Origin of the sequence: Serratia sp. (in: enterobacteria) (assembly GCF_051654945.1) — a bacterium.
GTDB lineage: Bacteria > Pseudomonadota > Gammaproteobacteria > Enterobacterales > Enterobacteriaceae > Chania.
The window spans coordinates 253,544-272,258 of sequence record NZ_JBOFZA010000118.1 but is presented as its reverse complement, the minus strand read 5'-3'; the positions used below and the strand labels follow the sequence as shown (position 1 = coordinate 272,258).

Sequence of the window (18,715 nt, the reverse complement as noted above, 5' to 3'; positions counted from 1 at the left end):
CCCATGACTATTGCTTTTACCCCCTGGCCGGAAGCGCTCGCGCGCCGTTACCGCGAACGTGGCTATTGGATCGATCGGCCATTGACCGACATCTTGTCTCGTCAGGCAGACAATGACGCTATTGCCATGATTGACGCGCAGCGCAGCTTAAGTTACCGCCAGATGGAGCAGCTTTCCGATCGTCTGGCCGCCGCCCTGTTACGGCGTGGGCTGCAATCCGGCGATACCGCGCTGGTACAGCTTGGCAACGTGGTTGAATTCTATGTGGTGTTCTTTGCCCTGCTGAAAATTGGTGTGGTGCCGGTGAACGCCTTGTTCAGCCATCAGCGCAGCGAACTGAACGCCTATGCCAGCCAAATCAAGCCTGCGCTGTTGATTGCCGATCGCGATCATGCCCTGTTCGTGCAGGATCAGTTCCTGGATACCTTCAGGGAACAGCATTCCTCGCTGCGAGTGGTCGGGCTGCGTAATCAGGCCGAAGGTGAACAAGCGTTGGCCGCCTGGCTGGAAGAGGAACTGGGTGCTTTTGAACCGGCACCAACGGCTGCCGACCAAGTGGCATTTTTCCAGTTATCCGGTGGCAGCACCGGGACGCCGAAGCTGATCCCGCGCACCCATAACGATTATTACTACAGCATTCGCCGCAGCGTGGAGATTTGCCGCTTTGACAGCGCTACCCGCTACCTGTGTGCCTTGCCGGTGGCTCACAACTATCCGATGAGTTCTCCGGGAGTGTTAGGGGTGTTCTATGGTGCCGGGTTGGTGGTGTTTGCCAGCGATCCTGCCGCGGCTCAATGCTTCAAGCTGATTGAACAACATCAGATCACGGTCACCGCGCTGGTGCCGCCAGCCGTTACCCTGTGGCTACAGGCGATTGAAGAGTGGGGCAGCAATCAACCGTTGGCCAGCCTGACGCTGTTGCAGGTTGGTGGAGCCAAACTGGGGGAAACCCTGGCAGCTCGGATACGCAATGAGATCGGTTGCCAGTTGCAGCAGGTGTTCGGCATGGCCGAAGGGCTGGTGAACTACACGCTGCTGGATGATGACGATCAACACGTTCTCACTACCCAAGGCACGCCAATGTGTCCGGACGACGAGTTATGGGTGGCTGATGAGCAGGGCAACCCGCTACCGGTGGGAGAGACTGGCCGCCTGATGACGCGCGGGCCCTACACCTTCCGTGGCTATTACCAAAGCCCGGAGCACAATGCCGAAGCTTTTGACGAGCACGGTTTCTACTGTTCTGGCGATCTGATCAGCCTGACGGCGGACGGCTATGTCCAGGTGCAAGGACGGCAGAAAGACCAAATCAACCGCGGTGGTGAAAAGATTGCCGCAGAAGAGATTGAAAACCTGCTGCTGCGCCACCCTGCGGTGATTAACGCCGCCCTGGTGTCGATGCCGGATGCGCTGATGGGTGAAAAAAGCTGCGCCTTCGTGATCGCGCACGAGGCCGTCAAACCCGTGGTACTGCGCCGCCACCTGCGTGAGCAGGGCGTGGCCGAATTTAAATTGCCCGACCGCTTTATTCAGGTTGAGTCACTGCCGCTAACCCCGGTCGGCAAAGTCGATAAAAAACTGCTGCGTGAACGTCTGGAAGCACAACAACTGGCTCAGGCCACAGGAGAATAAGTCATGGCGATCCCTAAACTTAACGATTATGCGTTGCCAGCGTCGAGTGAACTGCCGGTTAACAAGGTGAGCTGGGCCTTCGAACCACAGCGCGCGGCACTGTTGATCCACGACATGCAGCAATATTTCCTCAATTTCTGGGGTGAAGACAGCCCGCTGATCAAACAGGTCGTTGAGAACATCGCGGCTCTGCGCCGCTACTGCAAACAACAGGGCATCCCGGTGTTTTATACCGCGCAGCCTAATCAGCAAAGTGATGAAGACCGTGCCTTGCTCAATGATATGTGGGGGCCGGGGCTGAATAAGCACCCTGAACAGCAGGCGGTGGTCAGCGCACTGGCACCAGATGCGGACGATACGGTGTTGGTGAAATGGCGTTATAGCGCCTTCCATCGCTCTCCACTGCAAGAGATCTTGCAGGAAAGCGGACGCGATCAACTGATTATCTGTGGCGTGTACGCACATATCGGCTGTATGACCACGGCAATTGATGCCTTTATGCGTAATATCAAACCGTTTATGGTAGCCGATGGTCTGGCGGATTTCTCCCGCGAGGAACATCTGATGGCGCTGCGCTATACCGCCGGGCGTTGTGGCCGCGTGGTGACGACTGCCGATCTGCTGCCTGGCATTGCCAGCATTGACGTGCTGCGCCAGCAAATTATCCCGCTGCTCGATGAAGATAGCGAAGACATTGGTAATGACGAAAACCTGATCGATTACGGTCTGGATTCGGTGCGTATCATGGAGTTGGCCACCCGCTGGCGTAAAATTCGTGAAGATATCGATTTTATCGCATTGGCCAAATCACCGACCATCGATAGCTGGTGGGCGCTGCTTTCTGAAAGGAGAGCATGATGGCTGGCGAACTGGAATTTAGCGGCAAACGCGTTTGGGTAACCGGTGCCGGGGCGGGGATTGGTTATCAAACCGCGCTGGCATTTGCCCAGCACGGAGCCGAAGTGATCGGTTTCGATCTGCATTTCAGCGATCTGGACTACCCGTTCCGCACCGAAGTGCTGGATATTACTGATGCTGATGCGGTAGATAGCGTTTGCCAACGTTTGTTGGCGGAGCATGAGCGGTTGGACGTGTTGGTCAATGGGGCTGGCGTATTGCGCATGGGGCTGACCGATGAAACCAGCAATGCGGATTGGATGGCCTGCATGGCGGTGAACGCCGGTGGGGCATTTAACCTGTTCCGCCATACCTTGCCGGTTTTCCGCCGCCAGCAGCAGGGGGCTATCGTTAGCATCGCCTCTAACGCGGCCCATGTACCACGCGTTGGCATGGCGGCTTACTGTGCCTCCAAGGCCGCTATGCGCAGCCTGTGTCAAACTGTCGGGCTGGAGATGGCACCTTACGGCGTGCGCAGTAACCTGGTTTCTCCTGGTTCGACAAATACGCCGATGCTGCGTGGCATGTGGCAGGACGAACACGGCGAAAGCAATATGATCAAAGGTTTCCCCGAACAGTTTAAGTTGGGTATCCCGTTAGGCAAGATTGCCCAGCCGCAGGAGATTGCCGATGCGATCCTGTTCCTGGCATCCGACCGGGCTAGCCATATCACGATGCAGGATATTGTGATTGATGGTGGGGCGACGCTGGCGGCTTGAGTTGTTGCCGATGTTTTGAAACCGCAGGGAGCCAAGTTGGGCTCCCTTTTTGTTTTTGGGGACCGATGCTGATATTAGGCTCAGAAGTTAATCTTTGGCACGGACTGTTCCCTCTCCTTGGGGAGAGGGTTAGGGTGAGGGAGATATCACCTTGGCTTGAATAGGTAGGTCAAAAGACGAAGGTGCGTGCATCAGGCACCCGTACGGTGGGTCGTGCAGGATGACCGGCCGCCGCCGTTGTCTCGCAAGCGAGACTCGAACCTGAACGCAGGTTCTCACCCACACGACCCTTCGTTGCGTATGTGGTAGGGGAGACAGTACGATGGTGGGGAGTTATATATGCGAAAAAGGCGCCAAAAGGCGCCTTTTTCTGAATGGTGGTGGGTCGTGCAGGATTCGAACCTGCGACCAATTGATTAAAAGTCAACTGCTCTACCAACTGAGCTAACGACCCACAAAGTGGTGTACTGCTTGTTGAAGCTGAAATGGTGGGTGATGACGGGCTCGAACCGCCGACCCCCTCCGTGTAAAGGAGATGCTCTACCAACTGAGCTAATCACCCACTTCAGGACTTCCAGGTACTGCTAAACGAGAGAATGATGGTGGGTGATGACGGGCTCGAACCGCCGACCCCCTCCGTGTAAAGGAGATGCTCTACCAACTGAGCTAATCACCCTCATTCGTTCTCATTTCTTACTGCGTTAACAAGATGGTGGGTGATGACGGGCTCGAACCGCCGACCCCCTCCGTGTAAAGGAGATGCTCTACCAACTGAGCTAATCACCCAGTCTTGTTGGAGTCGCATTATAGGGATAGTTGAAAGTGAGTCAACGGTTTTTAAAATGATTTCAATCGTTCGCCGCAAATTTAGACAGGATGCGATATTTATCGTCGGCCATGACCATTCTTTGCACATTATCATGCGGAACGGGCCGCAAAGCCCACAGGCCATTCGCGTGTCGGCGTTGAGGAATTAGCATGGAGTGGTAGAATGTCGCCCACTATTTTAAATTCCGAGCAATCGTCGGCACTCCGCTGACACGCGTTGCGTAATAAGGCAGTGAACCCAATGAAAATCAAAACCCGTTTCGCCCCAAGCCCAACCGGCTATCTACACGTCGGCGGCGCCCGTACTGCGCTCTATTCCTGGTTGTTCAGCCGCCATTCCGGTGGTGAGTTTGTGTTGCGTATCGAAGATACCGATCTCGAACGTTCCACCCAGGAGGCTATCGACGCAATTATGGATGGCATGAACTGGTTAAACCTGGATTGGGATGAGGGCCCGTACTTCCAGACCAAGCGTTTCGATCGCTACAACGCGGTGATTGATGACATGCTGCAACAGGGAACGGCCTATAAATGCTATTGCTCGAAAGAACGCCTGGAAGCGCTGCGCGAGAAGCAAATGGAAAATGGCGAGAAGCCACGCTATGACGGCCATTGCCGCGATAGCCAGTGCAGCCATACGGCCGACGAGCCACACGTGGTACGTTTCCGTAACCCGCAGGAAGGCTCGGTCATTTTCGACGATAAAATCCGTGGCCCGATCGAATTCAGCAATCAGGAACTGGACGATCTGATCATTCGCCGTACCGACGGTGCACCAACCTATAACTTCTGTGTCGTGATCGATGACTGGGACATGGAAATCACCCACGTGATCCGTGGCGAAGACCACATCAACAACACGCCACGTCAGATCAATATCCTGAAAGCGCTGGGTGCACCGGTGCCAGAATATGCTCACGTATCGATGATCCTGGGTGATGACGGTAAAAAACTGTCTAAACGCCACGGTGCCGTTGGCGTAATGCAATATCGTGATGACGGCTATCTGCCGCAGGCGTTGCTGAACTATCTGGTGCGTCTGGGTTGGTCCCATGGCGATCAGGAAATCTTCTCTATTGATGAGATGAAAGAGTTCTTCACCCTGGATGCGATCAATAAATCTGCCAGTGCCTTCAACACCGAAAAGCTGCAATGGTTAAACCATCACTATATCAACCACATGCCAGCGGAAGAAGTAGCAGTATATCTGGCATGGCACGTTGAGCAGCAGGGGATTGAAACCCGTAACGGCCCAGAGCTGAAAGATCTGGTCAAGCTGCTGGGCGAGCGTTGTAAAACGCTGAAGGAAATGGCGGAATCCTGCCATTACTTCTATCAGGACTTCAGCGAGTTTGACGCCGATGCGGCGAAGAAACACCTGCGCCCGGTCGCACGCCAGCCGTTGGAGGCCGTACGCGCTAAACTGGCCGCCATTACCAACTGGACGCCAGAAAACGTACACGATGCCATTCAGGGCACCGCAGACGAGTTGGGCGTAGGTATGGGCAAGGTAGGGATGCCATTGCGTGTCGCGGTCACTGGCGCTGGTCAGTCGCCGGGTATGGACGTTACCGTACATGCTATCGGCCAGGCTCGTTCCCTCAAACGTATTGACCAGGCGTTGGCCTATATTGCCGAGCGTGAAGCCCAAGCTTGACCCCTAACGGTTAAATAAACCGATAAAGCCCTGCGAAGCGATTCGCGGGGCTTTTTTATAGCTGGTTTATTTTCTGCCCAAAGCGGCGGTTTTTTAGCATTAAACGCGCTGATTTGGCGGCTTTTTCAGCGCTTGATCGAGGAATTCAATTTAGCCGTTGACAGGGTTTCTGGGGTTTCATATTATGCGCCCCGTTCACAGGATTTTGTGTTTGTGGATTGGGGCTATAGCTCAGCTGGGAGAGCGCTTGCATGGCATGCAAGAGGTCGACGGTTCGATCCCGTCTAGCTCCACCAACCTTTTATCTCAGGAAGGTTGGGGGAATACCGTAACGCACGGTTAACGCGTACCACTTTTGTGGGGCTATAGCTCAGCTGGGAGAGCGCTTGCATGGCATGCAAGAGGTCGACGGTTCGATCCCGTCTAGCTCCACCACCATTTGAAAAGCCGACCTTAGGGTCGGCTTTTTGCTGTTCACCCTCTCTTGGCTAGAGATCCAATGAACGTTTCCACAGCATAAAATCATACTGTTCCAACCGATCGGCCTTCACCTGGTAACTCCCACTGGCGGTTTCGATAACTTTGGTAAACAGGCCATCGGCAATCGAGGACAGTGGCTGACCTTCAATCACGCCGCCGCAGTCATAATCAATGACGTCAGGCATCCTTGCTGCAATCGCTGAATTGGTCGAAATTTTTAATACCGGCACGATCGGGTTACCGGTCGGCGTTCCCAGTCCGGTAGAGAAGATCACGACGTTACAGCCTGCGGCCACTAGCCCGGTAACTGCATCGACATCGTTCCCGGGAGTACAGACCAGTGAAAGCCCGGTATCCGGCATGGGCTCGGCATAATCACATACCGCAGTGATCGGTGCCCGGCCTCCTTTCTTGGCTGCACCCGCAGATTTAATTGCATCCGTGATCAAACCATCGGCAATATTGCCAGGGCTGGGGTTGTCCGCAATCGACGTATCAAAGAAGTTGGCCACGGCCTCGTAACGTTGCATCAATGCAAGAAACTTCTCTTTCAACGGCAGGCTGACGCAGCGTCTGACAATATCGCCTTCGGCACCGCACAGTTCCGGGAACTCAGCTAACCCTGAAGCTCCGCCAAGGGCAATCAGCCGGTCAGATACCACCCCCATGGCCGGGTTGGCGCTGATCCCTGAAAAACCGTCGGAAGCTCCGCATTTAACCCCGATCTTCAGTCTGGAGAGCGGAACATCCACCCGTTCCACGATTGGCGCGTCCCGGATGAGGTGGTAGGTCGAGGTTAACGCATCCTGCATCATTTTCTCTTCGCTGCTCCACTCCTGCTGCTTGAAGTAGATAACCGGTTTGTCGAACGCCGGATTGCGCTGCTTTAGTGCCTGCTGAAAATCGACAATCCGTGCCTTTTCACAGCCCAATGCAAATACGGTCACTCCCATCACATTAGGGTGATCCGCATAGGCAGCCAATACCTCACACATGGTCATACTGTCTGAGGTAGCGCCGCCGCAACCGGAGGTCACGGTAATACAGCGGACCCCGTCCAAATGGGGGAAGGGCCGTGAAACCTCCGGGGAATTACCGCTACCGGAAGCAATCTGATGGGCAAAGTTCTTGAGGTTATTATTGCTGTAGCCTAATGCTTCATTCATGGCATCCGTGACTTTTTGCACGTTGCGGTTTTGACAAAATACCAACGGCAGCACCAGCCAATAATTCGCCGTGCCAACCCGGCCATCGTCACGCACGATGCCGCGAAACGTAAGGTTCTGCCAGGCCGAAATATCCGGGTTTTCGAAGTGGTATGTCGTCTCATCTTCCAGAGTGACCGGCGCCGCATAATGGCTGATATTGTCGGTGGTAACGGCATCCCCTTTGGCGATTGGCCTGGTGGCTTTACCGACCGGCACACCATACAGGGAAACAATGTCCCCTACTGCGACGTCCTGAGTGGCAAATTTATGCTTGGCTTTAACATCGCTGTTTAAAATATATTCTTGCTGATCCCAGGTGACCCGTTGGTCCTTCTTTAAATCTTTCAGGGCAACAATAAGATTATCTGTAGGGTCAATTTTCAAGATGGTCTGCATACGATGATCCTTTATTATTTTGTGACCGCTTAAGCAGGGATTAATGATGTTGCAGCGCAACCGCCTCTACGTTTTTTCTTTTGGCCAGAGCGGCGATCAATAATGCGCAACACACCGTGATTAACGACAATGCCAACAGCCCAGCGGTATCGCTGTTAAACCATTTATCCACTTCGACGCGGATCAATGGCGCCAGGAAGCTACAGAAGGCCCCCATGGTGGTACAGAAACCGATACAGGCAGCCAATGCTGAACCCGAGACGATCTGCGGTGGGAAGGTCCAGAAAATAGGTTGGACCGAAAGAAAACCAATGGCTGACAGAGACAACGCGGCTATCGCCAGGACGGGCCCGGCATAGGCGGACACCGCCAAGCCAATGGCTGCAGCCACCATACAGCTGACGGAAATACTGACCCGTCGGGTAGGCATTTTGTCTGACAGGCGCGGAATGTAATAAACGCCTACGGCTGAACAGGCCCAGGGAATAGCTGCCACCAGCGACTCCTTAAACCCTAAGGTCGATCCCATCAGCGTTGCCACTTGTGAAGGCAAGAAGAACATCAAGCCATAGACACTGATTTGGATCGTGCCGTAGATCAGCGCCAGATGCCAAACTTTGATGCTTTTCAGCGCCGTTGTTACGCTGCTGGTTTCGGTTTGCTGTTGCTCCAGAGTCAATTGATCTATCAGGGCTTTCTTTTCGCTGGCGCTGAGGAAGCGCGCTTTTGCCGGTGAGTCATCCAGATAAAACCAGGCAAAAATCCCCATGAATACGGCCGGTAGCCCCTCAATAAAGAACATCCAGAACCAACCCGGTTTTCCCAGGAAACCGTGCATTTCCAATAAGGCGCCAGAAAGGGGGGAACCAAGCGTGAGGGCGAGGGGAACGCCAAGCACAAAGATACCGACGACCGAAGCTCTGACCTTGTTAGGAAAATAAATGGAAGCCAGTAATAGAATGCCGGGATAGAAACCCGCTTCCCCCAGCCCCAATAAAAAACGCAAAACGATAAACTGTGTTTCAGTTTGCACCAGGCCCGTCAGCGCAGACAGCACGCCCCAGAATACCGTGGTGATGCTTAACCATTTTTGCGCGCCAATTTTATTCAGGATCAGGTTGGCGGGAATGCCAAACAGGGCATAGGCCGCAAAGAAAATGCCAGCCCCAAGAGCAAATGCAGAGTTTGACAGACCGATATCAACCTGCATCGCCTCTTTGGCAAACCCCACGTTGACCCGATCAAGAAAGGCGATAAAGTACAGAATAAACATTAATGGCACTAAGCGTTTCCACGACTTTTTTATCGCAGAGTTCAGTTCAGGATTATCATAAGCAGCAAGCGTATTCATAAATCCTCCGTAATGGAATTAACGTGGTAGATTAATATCGGCGCGGGAAAATATTTTTAAAATCTCTTCCGTCTGTGTATCTTGCAGCTCATTGAATGGGGGAGTGCAATATACCGAATCAATCACGCCACGCAGTTGCAGCGTTTTCTTGAAGGTGGGAATGAAGGGGTCGTTGACGTTATAAATATCCATCAAGCCATCGACTTTTCTTTGATACGTGGCGACCGCTGCGAGATCGTTGCGGTCAAACGCGGCCATCCATGCCTGGAAAACCTCTGGGCAGATATTGGAAAGCCCGCCAATGCAGCCGTCACCCCCTGATAACACGTTGTGGGCAAAGTTATTGTCATAGCCGGCATAGACCTCGAAATGGGGGATCCTGGACTTGATTTTACCGATCACCTGAGCGGTGTGTGCGGTATCTGGGATCGTATCCTTCAGGCCCACAATATTAGGATAACGGTCGGCTAATCTCAGGCAAACCTCGGGCGTTATCGAGTATCCTGTTCGATCGGGGAAATTATAAATGAAGATCTTGGCCGTTGTCTGACGGGCTATCTCACTGTAATAGGCGTAAATACTCTCATCAGAAAGCCGGAAGTAATAGGGGCTGATGATCATGACGCCGTCCAGGCCATTCTCCTGAGCGTAGTTGGCAAGTTCGACAGATTCGGCAATCGCCATTCTGCTCGCACCGGCATAGGCCTTCATGCTGCCACGATCAAATTCCGCTGCCAACTGAATGAGCTGCTTGGAGAGCTTCATATCCAGCGAGAAAAATTCGCCGGTGCTGCCCATCACCACAAATCCGGTGACATAACCCTTGATGTAATCGTACAGACGCTGGTTTTGCTCAGGATCGAGCCGCCCGCGATCGTCAAATACCGTCACTACTGGGGTAAGGTAACTGCTTTTCATAGGTCTCCTTGTTGTTCGTATATACAAACGTTGTTCTTATTTACGAATTTGACATAGAAAAGCATGTGATTAAAAAGATGTCAATTAACCCTGGTTTGTGGTTTTTTTTATTAAATATCAGTTGGATATGCAGTTTTTAAACCCAGTATCCGGGTATTTATCGATGATTAAATGCGTATATTGTGTGCAGCATCACAAGTTTCATGACGCTTTTTGCGGCGGGAATGCTCGGGGGTAACTCAGAAATTGCTTATCTCGGGTAATTTATCCAGGGTGTTTTCTATTTTTTGCCGTGCCAGCATCAGGGACGCTAAAACTTGCTCATTCTTTTCCTGAGTGGCTCTAAAGTAAGGCAGAGAAACGCTGATCGCCGCTAACATCCGCCCTCTTTGCTGCAGCGGGACGGCAAAACATACCGTGTCTTGGTTAATTTCCCTGTCGTCCATGGCATAGCCTTTGATAACGACATCATTGAGCTGCTCACGTAATTTCTGAGCGTTTGGCACGCTGCGTGACGTGACAGGGGTAAACCCATGCGGATACAGCGCCATAATCTCTTCATCCGTGCTTTGGGACAGCATCGCCTTGCCCAGCGCGGAAAAAATGGCTGGCAGTCGGGTACCTATTTTGGAGACCAGTTGCACGGTCTGCTCGCCCTGGATTTTATCGATATAAAGCACATGGGCCCCATCCAGCACGCCCATCTGGCAAACTTCATTGCAGGCGCTCACGACGTTGCGCATTTCGGCGTTGATCATCCTGAGCCAATACTCTTTTTCAAAAGTGGCACTGGCCAGGACTGCACAGGAGATACCGAGCGTATACAGTCCGGTTTTTTCGTTATGATTAATATACTTGCGTGAGAGGAGCGATTTGAGAATGGGGAATATTGTCCCTTTGGAAATACCGGTTCTAGATGCCAAGGCGGAGAGTGTCATTCCCTCATCGTTTGCCAGAGTTTCCAATATCAACAACACGCGCTCGGTAGGTTTATGCAATGTATCCATTTTTATCTCAGCAAGTCCAGGATCATCAACGGCAATCGGGCAATGCCATTACACAGCATATACCAATGAAATTCCAGTGTTTTTATGGGGGCTATGCGGGCAAGGACGACGGGGCCGCCAATAAAAAACGCCCGATAAACTTCATCGGGCGTCTTAAGACTAAAACCTGTCGATCCTCAAGCTGTTAGCCCAGAACCAGGCCTGCGATGGCTGCTGACAGCAGGCTGACCAGGGTAGAGCCGTAAACCAGCTTCAGGCCGAAGCGTGAAACCACGTTGCCCTGATGCTCGTTCAACCCTTTAATCGCACCAGCAACGATACCGATAGAAGAGAAGTTGGCGAAGGACACCAGGAACACGGACAGAATACCCATGCTGCGTGGAGACAGCTCAGCACCGATTTTCTGCAGTTCCATCATGGCCACAAACTCGTTGGAAACCAGTTTGGTCGCCATGATGCTGCCAACCTGCAACGCTTCGTGCTTAGGCACGCCAAGGATCCAGGCAAACGGATAGAAGAAGTAGCCCAGCAGATCCTGGAAGCTCAGGCCGAGGACGGCGCTGAACAGGCCGTTAAGCGCGGCAATCAGAGCGATAAAGCCAATCAGCATCGCGGCAACGATAATCGCCACCTTGAAGCCGGCCAGAATGTATTCGCCCAGCATTTCAAAGAAGCTTTGGCCTTCGTGCAGATTGCCGAGGTGCAGCTCTTCTTCTTTACTGGTGTCGTAAGGGTTGACCAGTGACAGGACGATAAAGGTGCTGAACATGTTCAGTACCAGCGCCGCCACCACATATTTGGCATCCAGCATGGTCATGTATGCGCCAACGATGGACATGGAAACTGTCGACATCGCGGTAGCGGCCATGGTGTACATGCGTTTTTCAGACATCTTGCCCAGCACATCTTTGTAGGCAATGAAGTTCTCAGACTGGCCCAGGATCAACGAACTGACGGCGTTGAAGGATTCCAGTTTGCCCATACCGTTCACTTTAGACAGCACGGTCCCGATGATGCGGATGATAAACGGCAGCACTTTGATGTATTGCAGAATACCGATCAGGGCAGAGATGAACACGATTGGGCACAGGACCTTCAGGAAGAAGAAGGCCAGACCCTTGTCACCCATTCCGCCGAACACAAAATCAGTCCCTTGCCCCGCAAACCCGAGCAACTTGTCGAACATTGCTGCAAAGCCTTTTACAAAGCCTAACCCGGCTTCCGAGTTCAGGAAGAAGTAGGCCAGTAACACTTCAATAACCAACAACTGAATAACATAGCGGATGCGGATGCTTTTACGATCGCGGCATACTAACAGGGCCAGGATCGCAACCACCACTAACGCTAACGCAAAGTGCGCAATATGGGACATGTTTGCTCCAAATTTGAGGCAGGCTGAATTTCGGTTGTCATTTTATGTAACGCCAAGTTTAAAAACGAGACATTCATTGCAAATATGGAAAGTCATAGTGGAGATAGTCCTAAACTATGACGGCAAAGCACCAAAGATCAAGATGTTAATAAAAATGCGTATTCGTGGCATTTTTGTGCTAATTTTATTATCAAGCGTGATCTGCTCTGCGCCTTGTGATCTAGAGTAGATGGAAACGCCAGGATTTCATGCGATCTGTTCGATAAAACCTTCGTTTTTGGCTATCGCAGAGATAACCATTATCGCTGCAAATGCACTTGATAATCATTATCATTTAAGTAAAGATGAAGGTGAGCTTAAAATTAGTAAGGGTTTTCGCTATGCTGAACAGTCGCGCGGTTAACAATTCTACCTCCAGCCGCCCGTCCAGGAAGATCAAACTTTCTTTGATGGGGCCTGCGTTTATCGCGGCCATCGGCTATATCGACCCCGGTAACTTTGCCACTAATATTCAAGCCGGCGCTTCTTTCGGCTACACGCTGCTGTGGGTGGTGGTGTGGGCCAACGTCATGGCGATGCTGATCCAGCTGCTGTCTGCCAAACTCGGTATTGCTACCGGCAAAAACCTCGCCGAACATATCCGCGATCGCTTCCCGCGCCCGGCTGTCTGGGCCTATTGGGTACAGGCGGAGATTATCGCAATGGCCACCGATCTGGCCGAGTTTATCGGTGCGGCGATTGGTTTCAAACTGCTGCTGGGCGTTACGCTGCTGGAAGGCGCGGTCCTCACCGGTATTGCCACCTTCCTGATCCTGATGCTGCAAAAGCGCGGTGAGAAGCCACTGGAATTGGTGATTGGCGGCCTGCTGCTGTTTGTGGCGATGGCCTATATTGTGGAACTGGTCTTTTCTCAGCCGCAGCTGAGCGGCTTGCTCAGAGGGATGGCGATCCCGGATTTACCGAATGGTGATGCGGTGTTTCTCGCTGCGGGGGTGTTGGGGGCAACCATCATGCCACATGTGATCTATCTGCACTCCTCGCTGACGCAGACCGGGGGTAAAGACTCCAAAGCCGCACGTTATTCGGCCACCAAGCTGGACGTCGCGATCGCCATGACCATTGCCGGTTTTGTTAACCTGGCGATGATGGCCACCGCCGCGGCGGCGTTTCATTTCAACGGCCACAGCGGTATTACCGATCTCGACCAAGCCTATCTGACGTTGCAACCGTTACTAGGTAATGCGGCGGCTACCATCTTTGGCCTGAGTCTGGTGGCTGCGGGCCTCTCTTCTACCGTGGTGGGTACCTTGGCAGGGCAGGTGGTGATGCAAGGGTTTGTCCGCTTCTATATTCCCATCTGGGTACGGCGGGTGATCACTATGATGCCGTCGTTTATTGTCATCATGCTGGGGATGGATGCCACACGTATTCTGGTGCTGAGCCAGGTGCTGTTGAGCTTTGGTATTGCTCTGGCGTTGGTGCCGCTGCTGGCGTTTACCGGCAACCGTGAACTGATGGGGGAGATGGTCAACAGCCGCCTGATCCAGAATGTTGGCAAACTGATTGTGCTGGTGGTCGTTGGGCTAAATGGCTATCTGCTGGTCAGCAGCCTGTTTTGATTGCGTTACCCCTCACTCAGCCCTGTGGGAGAGGGGACCGATCGAGCTTGCTGATTTTCTCGCGTAATACCTCACCTTTCTTCTTATATAACCCGAGTTCCGGAGTGGCGCACGGGTCAATCAAAAACTCCGGACAGCTCCCTCTCCCGGTGGGAGAGGGAGTGGGGTGAGGGGTCAATCATCATGATCGTGATGGTGATGCTTGTGATGATGTTTGTTTTTATGATGCTGTTTTTTATACTGTTTGTAATAGTATTTATCGGCCTTGCGATAGCGCCCGTCATGGTAGTAATAATTTTTGTGCCAGTAATCACGGTCACGCCAGCGATAGCCATCCCAATAGTAACCCCGGCGGCTGCGCTCTCCTAAATCACGCCCCTGATGGCCATACCACCAGTCACGGTCGCGCCAGTCGTAACCGTCCCAGTAATTTCCACGTTTATCCTGGTCACCAATCTGCAACGAAACACCTGGCAGCAAATCGATATTAACGCTGCTGGCATGGGCTATGGGCATAAAAAGCACCGCCAGCAGGGCTGTGGTAATCAGAGGTTTAAACATGCAGGACTCCTTGGCCGGGTACCGATAATGAAGCACGTTCATCGGTATAGGTTCTGGCCACGCTAAATTATGGTTATTCCTCGTTGTTTAACGCCATGCGTCAAATCCATGAGGTAATTATCTGGGGATAGTAGCGCCGTGGGGCGTTCACGCCTTTGGGGGAATTCTGAAAGCCGTGGAGAGCAAGGGGGATTGGGAGTTATCTGAAGCGTCAGGTCAAAAAAACGCCGGCCAGCCACCGGCGGTCTGTAAGCGATTACATCAGGACCTGCTCAATCTTGGCGATCTCTTCTGCATTGAACTTACGGTTGGCCAACATGCCCACCGCATCTTCGATCTGGCTGACTTTGCTGGCACCGATCAATACGGAAGTAATGCGATCGTTACGCAATACCCAGGCCAATGCCATCTGCGAGAGTTTCTGTCCGCGCTGTTCTGCCAGCGCGTTCAGCAGGCGAACCTTCTGCAGTTTCGCTTCGGTAATCTGCTCTGGGGTGAGCGAACGGCTGCCGCTGGCAGCGCGGGAATCTGGCGGAATGCCTTGCAGATAGCGGTCGGTCAACATGCCGCCGGCCAGCGGTGAGAAGGCGATGGAGCCTACGCCATGCTCTTCCAGCGTATCCAGCAACTCGGGCTCTACCCAGCGTTCAAACATCGAGTATTTTGGCTGGTGGATCACGCAAGGGGTGCCGAGCTGTTGCAAGATGGCAAAGGCCTGGCGCGCTCGCTCGGCCGGGTAATTCGATAACCCGACATACAGCGCTTTCCCTTGGCGGACTAACAAATCCAGCGCCCCCATGGTTTCTTCCAGCGGCGTATCCGGATCGGGGCGGTGATGGTAGAAAACATCCACATAGTCGAGCCGCATGCGTTGCAGGCTTTGGTTCAGGCTGGCGACCAGGTATTTCTTCGACCCCCAGTCACCATATGGGCCAGGCCACATGGTGTAGCCCGCCTTGGAAGAGATGATCAGCTCATCGCGATAAGGCTGGAGATCCTGATGCAAAATGCGGCCAAAATTCTCCTCGGCGGAACCCGGCGGTGGCCCATAGTTATTGGCCAGGTCGAAGTGGGTAATGCCAAGATCGAAGGCGCGATGCACCAGGCTGCGCGCATTGTCATACAGCGTGCTATCGCCAAAGTTGTGCCACAGACCGAGTGACACGGCCGGAAGTTGCAGCCCACTGCGGCCGCAGCGGCGATATTCCATATTCTGGTAGCGGGCAGGCTCAGCTTGATAAACCATAACATCCTCATCGACGGCGGGAAATAACATTCAGTGTATGCGTTTCCACTTGGTCTGTCAGAGTGCCCGATCACGCAAATTGTCAGTCATTTTATTCAAGCTGCTGATGATTTTCCTCTACTGCCTGCCGTTGGTGCGCAGATGTAAAGCGGGGTTTCCAATCTCTCTTGCCGATAAAATTCGAAATTTTTCCAACATCTCTAATACTTAATGCTAACAATTCTACCGTTGCATAGGTGATCATCATGAGCAAGAACTATACGGTGGCAGATTACCTTCTCGATCGGCTAGCCCAGATTGGCATTCGACATTTTTTCGGCGTCCCAGGCGATTACAACCTGCAATTTCTCGATCACGTCATCGATCATCAACAGATAACCTGGGTAGGCTGTGCCAACGAGCTTAACGCCGCCTATGCTGCCGATGGCTATGCGCGCTGCAAACCGGCTGCGGCATTACTGACCACGTTTGGCGTGGGTGAGCTAAGTGCGGTAAACGGGATTGCTGGCAGCTATGCCGAATACCTGCCGGTGATCCACATTGTTGGCGCTCCGGCTTTGCGCGCTCAACGTGCCGGGGATTTACTGCATCATTCTTTAGGGGATGGCGACTTCGGACATTTCGCCCGCATGGCGAAAGAGGTCACCATCGCGCAGGCCAGCCTGACGGCCAGCAATGCCGAAGCGGAAATCGATCGCCTATTGACGACTGCATTGTACGAGCGCCGCCCGGTGTACCTGCTGTTGCCAAGTGACGTTGCCGAAGCGCCGTTGACTTCGCGCCCGGCACCTTTGGTATTGCGTCAGCCCAACCTCTCTGACGTTTCCCTACAGGCCTTTATCGCCGCCGCGCGGCAAAAATTGCAGTCCGCACAGCGGGTTTCGCTATTGGCAGATTTCCTGGCCGAGCGTTTTGGTGCCGAACCGGTGCTGGAACACTGGATGAATGAGGTCAATATTCCCCACTCCACGCTGCTGTTAGGCAAAAGCGTGTTGGATGAAAGCCATGCCTACTTCACCGGGACCTATGCCGCCGCCGCCAGCGATCCGCAGATCAAGCAGCAGATTGAAGGTGCCGACGTGGTGATTAACGTCGGGGTACGTTTCACCGATACTATCACCGCCGGTTTTAGTCATAACCTGCCCGTGGATAAATGTATCGATATTCAGCCGTTCGAGGCACGGGTGGGCCAGCAGGTTTTCAGCCAGATCCCGATGCGCGATGCGGTGAAGGCCTTACACCAACTGACATTATCGTTAGCCGATAAGTGGCAATTACCGGCGTTCAAACGGCCATCGCTGCCGGCTCCCGATGCCAACAATCTGGATCAGCATGCTTTCTGGCAGCAGATTCAGGACTTCTTGCAGCCGGGGGATATCCTGATTGCGGAGCAGGGCACCGCCTGCTTTGGTGCGGCGTCGCTGACGCTGCCACAGGGGTGCCGGTTTATCGTGCAGTCGTTGTGGGGATCGATTGGTTATACCTTACCGGCGGCGTTTGGGGCCCAGACTGCCGAACCGCATCGCCGGGTGGTATTACTGATTGGCGATGGAGCCGCCCAGCTTACCGTGCAGGAGTTGGGCAGCATGCTGCGCGATGGGCAAAAGCCGGTGATCTTCCTGCTGAATAATGACGGATATAGCGTAGAACGGGCCATCCACGGGCCTGAACAACGTTATAACGATATCGCACAGTGGAACTGGACGCGGCTACCGCAGGCATTATCGCTCGATCAACAGGTGAAATGCCTGCGGGTAACCGAGCCTGAGCAACTGCGTGCGGCGCTGGGGGAGGTTGGCGGCAGCGAGCAACTGGCATTTATCGAGGTAGTGCTGCCGAAAATGGATATTCCTGAACTGCTCGATAGCGTATCACGGGCCATTCAGTCGCGTAATGCGGCGGCTTGATCGGCGGCGTTTTCCAACAGGCGATCCAATAACCACAGCCCCGCCGGTCCCGGCGGGGTTAGCTTGGACCATACGGCATCGACCGAGATGGTTTGTGGCCAGCCACGCATTTTCAGTTCTGTCAGACGTTGATGGCCGTACTGCTTGACCAGCCAATGCGGCAGTATTGCCCAACCCGCTCCCTGTTCCGCCATCTCCAACAGCATCAGGTAGCTGGGAGCCGACCACGCTCGTCCGAGCGGTTTGAGCGCGTTATTGCTGGTATAGGTGTTTAAGTAAAGTTGGCGGCTGCTGGCAAGCTGTGCCTGAGTGAGCACCGGTATAGCGGTCAGCGGATGATCATGGGCAACAAACAATCCCATTTCGGTCTGTTCCGGCAGCCTGGCAACGGCGATCTCTGGGGGATATGTGGCTTGTACCTCCAGCATGCCCAGGTGAGCACGGCCAGTCTGCAGCAGATCCAGCACATCCTCCCCTTCGGCGATCATGCATTCCAGCTCGATATCCTGATAACGCCGCTCGAAATGTTTCAGCAGGTTGTCGTGATGGTTAGGCTGATAGGTATCGGAAAACACGATGGTCAGCCGCGGCTCGATATTGTCCCCCAAGCGGATGCTCAGCGCATCCAGGCGCTCGCTGGCCGCGAGAATTTCCTGCACGTGGCCCAGCACCTTGCGACCAGCCTCCGTCAATACCGGTTGGCGGGCCTGCCGATCGAACAGCGTCAACCCAAGATCGGCCTCCAGGTTGGCAATCGCGGTACTGATAGTGGACTGGCTTTTGCGCAGCTTACGTGCTGCGGCAGAAAACGAGCCTAACGCGGCGGCCTCAACAAAGGCCAGCAGAGCTTCTGGGGAATAGCGCATGATATATCTACTTTATCGATGGATCCTATTTTTAATCTACGCAAAAAAACG

16 protein-coding genes and 6 tRNA genes are annotated in these 18,715 nt (G+C 53.4%); 9 read left to right on the top strand and 13 right to left on the bottom strand.

What is annotated here, in order from left to right; all coding sequences use genetic code 11:
- Positions 1-3 precede the first annotated feature (3 nt).
- The 3 genes from ACRDCA_RS26635 to dhbA are packed head-to-tail and all read left to right on the top strand — an operon-like array spanning position 4 to position 3,248.
- Positions 4-1,632, top strand: coding sequence for a (2,3-dihydroxybenzoyl)adenylate synthase (locus ACRDCA_RS26635; protein WP_438692193.1), 1,629 nt, complete (start codon positions 4-6; stop codon positions 1,630-1,632).
- Between the two features lie 3 nt (positions 1,633-1,635).
- Positions 1,636-2,490 carry an isochorismatase family protein gene (locus ACRDCA_RS26630; protein ID WP_438692192.1) on the top strand — a complete coding sequence of 285 codons (855 nt, stop codon included), beginning with the start codon at positions 1,636-1,638 and terminating at the stop codon, positions 2,488-2,490.
- Positions 2,490-3,248 (top strand): 2,3-dihydro-2,3-dihydroxybenzoate dehydrogenase, encoded by a 759-nt coding sequence (gene dhbA / locus ACRDCA_RS26625; RefSeq protein WP_438692508.1) that lies wholly within the window; start codon positions 2,490-2,492, stop codon positions 3,246-3,248. Before ACRDCA_RS26630 ends, dhbA begins: the two co-directional genes overlap by 1 nt.
- A gap of 378 nt (positions 3,249-3,626) precedes the next feature.
- On the opposite strand, the gene ACRDCA_RS26620 is transcribed toward dhbA, so the two are convergent.
- From ACRDCA_RS26620 to ACRDCA_RS26605, 4 genes are all read right to left on the bottom strand, one after another.
- A tRNA-Lys gene (locus tag ACRDCA_RS26620) sits at positions 3,627-3,702 on the bottom strand.
- A 32-nt stretch (positions 3,703-3,734) separates the two neighbouring features.
- A tRNA-Val gene (locus tag ACRDCA_RS26615) sits at positions 3,735-3,810 on the bottom strand.
- Positions 3,811-3,848: 38 nt separating this feature from the next.
- Positions 3,849-3,924: transfer RNA gene (locus ACRDCA_RS26610), tRNA-Val, on the bottom strand.
- 34 nt (positions 3,925-3,958) lie between these two features.
- A tRNA-Val gene (locus ACRDCA_RS26605) sits at positions 3,959-4,034 on the bottom strand.
- A 283-nt stretch (positions 4,035-4,317) separates the two neighbouring features.
- Here ACRDCA_RS26605 and gltX point away from each other — a divergent pair.
- The 3 genes from gltX (at position 4,318) to ACRDCA_RS26590 (ending at position 6,168) form a co-directional block, all read left to right on the top strand.
- Positions 4,318-5,733 carry a glutamate--tRNA ligase gene (gltX, locus tag ACRDCA_RS26600; RefSeq protein ID WP_438692191.1) on the top strand — a complete coding sequence of 472 codons (1,416 nt, stop codon included), beginning with the start codon at positions 4,318-4,320 and terminating at the stop codon, positions 5,731-5,733.
- Positions 5,734-5,953: 220 nt separating this feature from the next.
- A tRNA-Ala gene (locus ACRDCA_RS26595) sits at positions 5,954-6,029 on the top strand.
- A 63-nt stretch (positions 6,030-6,092) separates the two neighbouring features.
- Positions 6,093-6,168, top strand: a tRNA-Ala gene (locus ACRDCA_RS26590).
- 53 nt (positions 6,169-6,221) lie between these two features.
- Here ACRDCA_RS26590 and ACRDCA_RS26585 read toward each other — a convergent pair.
- The 5 genes from ACRDCA_RS26585 to ACRDCA_RS26565 all read right to left on the bottom strand — a co-directional run bounded on the left by ACRDCA_RS26585 (position 6,222) and on the right by ACRDCA_RS26565 (position 12,465).
- Complete coding sequence (locus tag ACRDCA_RS26585; RefSeq protein WP_438692190.1) at positions 6,222-7,817, bottom strand: UxaA family hydrolase; 1,596 nt, start codon at positions 7,815-7,817, stop codon at positions 6,222-6,224.
- Between the two features lie 40 nt (positions 7,818-7,857).
- Positions 7,858-9,168, bottom strand: coding sequence for an MFS transporter (locus ACRDCA_RS26580; RefSeq protein WP_438692189.1), 1,311 nt, complete (start codon positions 9,166-9,168; stop codon positions 7,858-7,860).
- Between the two features lie 18 nt (positions 9,169-9,186).
- Entirely contained in the window at positions 9,187-10,086 is a 900-nt protein-coding gene (locus ACRDCA_RS26575) for a dihydrodipicolinate synthase family protein (protein WP_438692188.1), read from the bottom strand.
- Positions 10,087-10,325: 239 nt separating this feature from the next.
- Complete coding sequence (locus tag ACRDCA_RS26570) at positions 10,326-11,093, bottom strand: IclR family transcriptional regulator (protein ID WP_438692187.1); 768 nt, start codon at positions 11,091-11,093, stop codon at positions 10,326-10,328.
- Between the two features lie 184 nt (positions 11,094-11,277).
- Positions 11,278-12,465 carry a NupC/NupG family nucleoside CNT transporter gene (locus ACRDCA_RS26565; protein WP_025122641.1) on the bottom strand — a complete coding sequence of 396 codons (1,188 nt, stop codon included), beginning with the start codon at positions 12,463-12,465 and terminating at the stop codon, positions 11,278-11,280.
- A gap of 229 nt (positions 12,466-12,694) precedes the next feature.
- Here ACRDCA_RS26565 and ACRDCA_RS26560 point away from each other — a divergent pair, with 229 nt between their 5' ends.
- Complete coding sequence (locus ACRDCA_RS26560) at positions 12,695-12,868, top strand: hypothetical protein (protein WP_438692186.1); 174 nt, start codon at positions 12,695-12,697, stop codon at positions 12,866-12,868.
- Positions 12,846-14,084: an Nramp family divalent metal transporter gene (locus ACRDCA_RS26555; protein WP_438692185.1), complete on the top strand. Its 1,239-nt coding sequence runs from the start codon at positions 12,846-12,848 to the stop codon at positions 14,082-14,084. Before ACRDCA_RS26560 ends, ACRDCA_RS26555 begins: the two co-directional genes overlap by 23 nt.
- A 174-nt stretch (positions 14,085-14,258) precedes the next feature.
- On the opposite strand, the gene ACRDCA_RS26550 is transcribed toward ACRDCA_RS26555, so the two are convergent.
- The 3 genes from ACRDCA_RS26550 to ACRDCA_RS26540 all read right to left on the bottom strand — a co-directional run bounded on the left by ACRDCA_RS26550 (position 14,259) and on the right by ACRDCA_RS26540 (position 16,138).
- The gene (locus ACRDCA_RS26550; protein WP_438692184.1) at positions 14,259-14,645 is read right to left on the bottom strand and encodes a DUF2502 domain-containing protein; all 387 of its coding nucleotides are present in this window, start codon (positions 14,643-14,645) and stop codon (positions 14,259-14,261) included.
- 256 nt (positions 14,646-14,901) lie between these two features.
- Positions 14,902-15,891, bottom strand: coding sequence for an L-glyceraldehyde 3-phosphate reductase (gene mgrA / locus ACRDCA_RS26545; RefSeq protein WP_438692183.1), 990 nt, complete (start codon positions 15,889-15,891; stop codon positions 14,902-14,904).
- A gap of 91 nt (positions 15,892-15,982) precedes the next feature.
- Positions 15,983-16,138, bottom strand: coding sequence for a hypothetical protein (locus tag ACRDCA_RS26540; RefSeq protein WP_438692182.1), 156 nt, complete (start codon positions 16,136-16,138; stop codon positions 15,983-15,985).
- Between ACRDCA_RS26540 and ACRDCA_RS26535 the strand changes: the two genes are divergently transcribed.
- Positions 16,137-17,798 (top strand): alpha-keto acid decarboxylase family protein, encoded by a 1,662-nt coding sequence (locus tag ACRDCA_RS26535; RefSeq protein WP_438692181.1) that lies wholly within the window; start codon positions 16,137-16,139, stop codon positions 17,796-17,798. The genes ACRDCA_RS26540 and ACRDCA_RS26535 overlap by 2 nt on opposite strands.
- On the opposite strand, the gene ACRDCA_RS26530 is transcribed toward ACRDCA_RS26535, so the two are convergent.
- Positions 17,774-18,664 (bottom strand): LysR family transcriptional regulator, encoded by an 891-nt coding sequence (locus tag ACRDCA_RS26530; protein ID WP_438692180.1) that lies wholly within the window; start codon positions 18,662-18,664, stop codon positions 17,774-17,776. The genes ACRDCA_RS26535 and ACRDCA_RS26530 overlap by 25 nt on opposite strands.
- Positions 18,665-18,715: the final 51 nt, after the last annotated feature.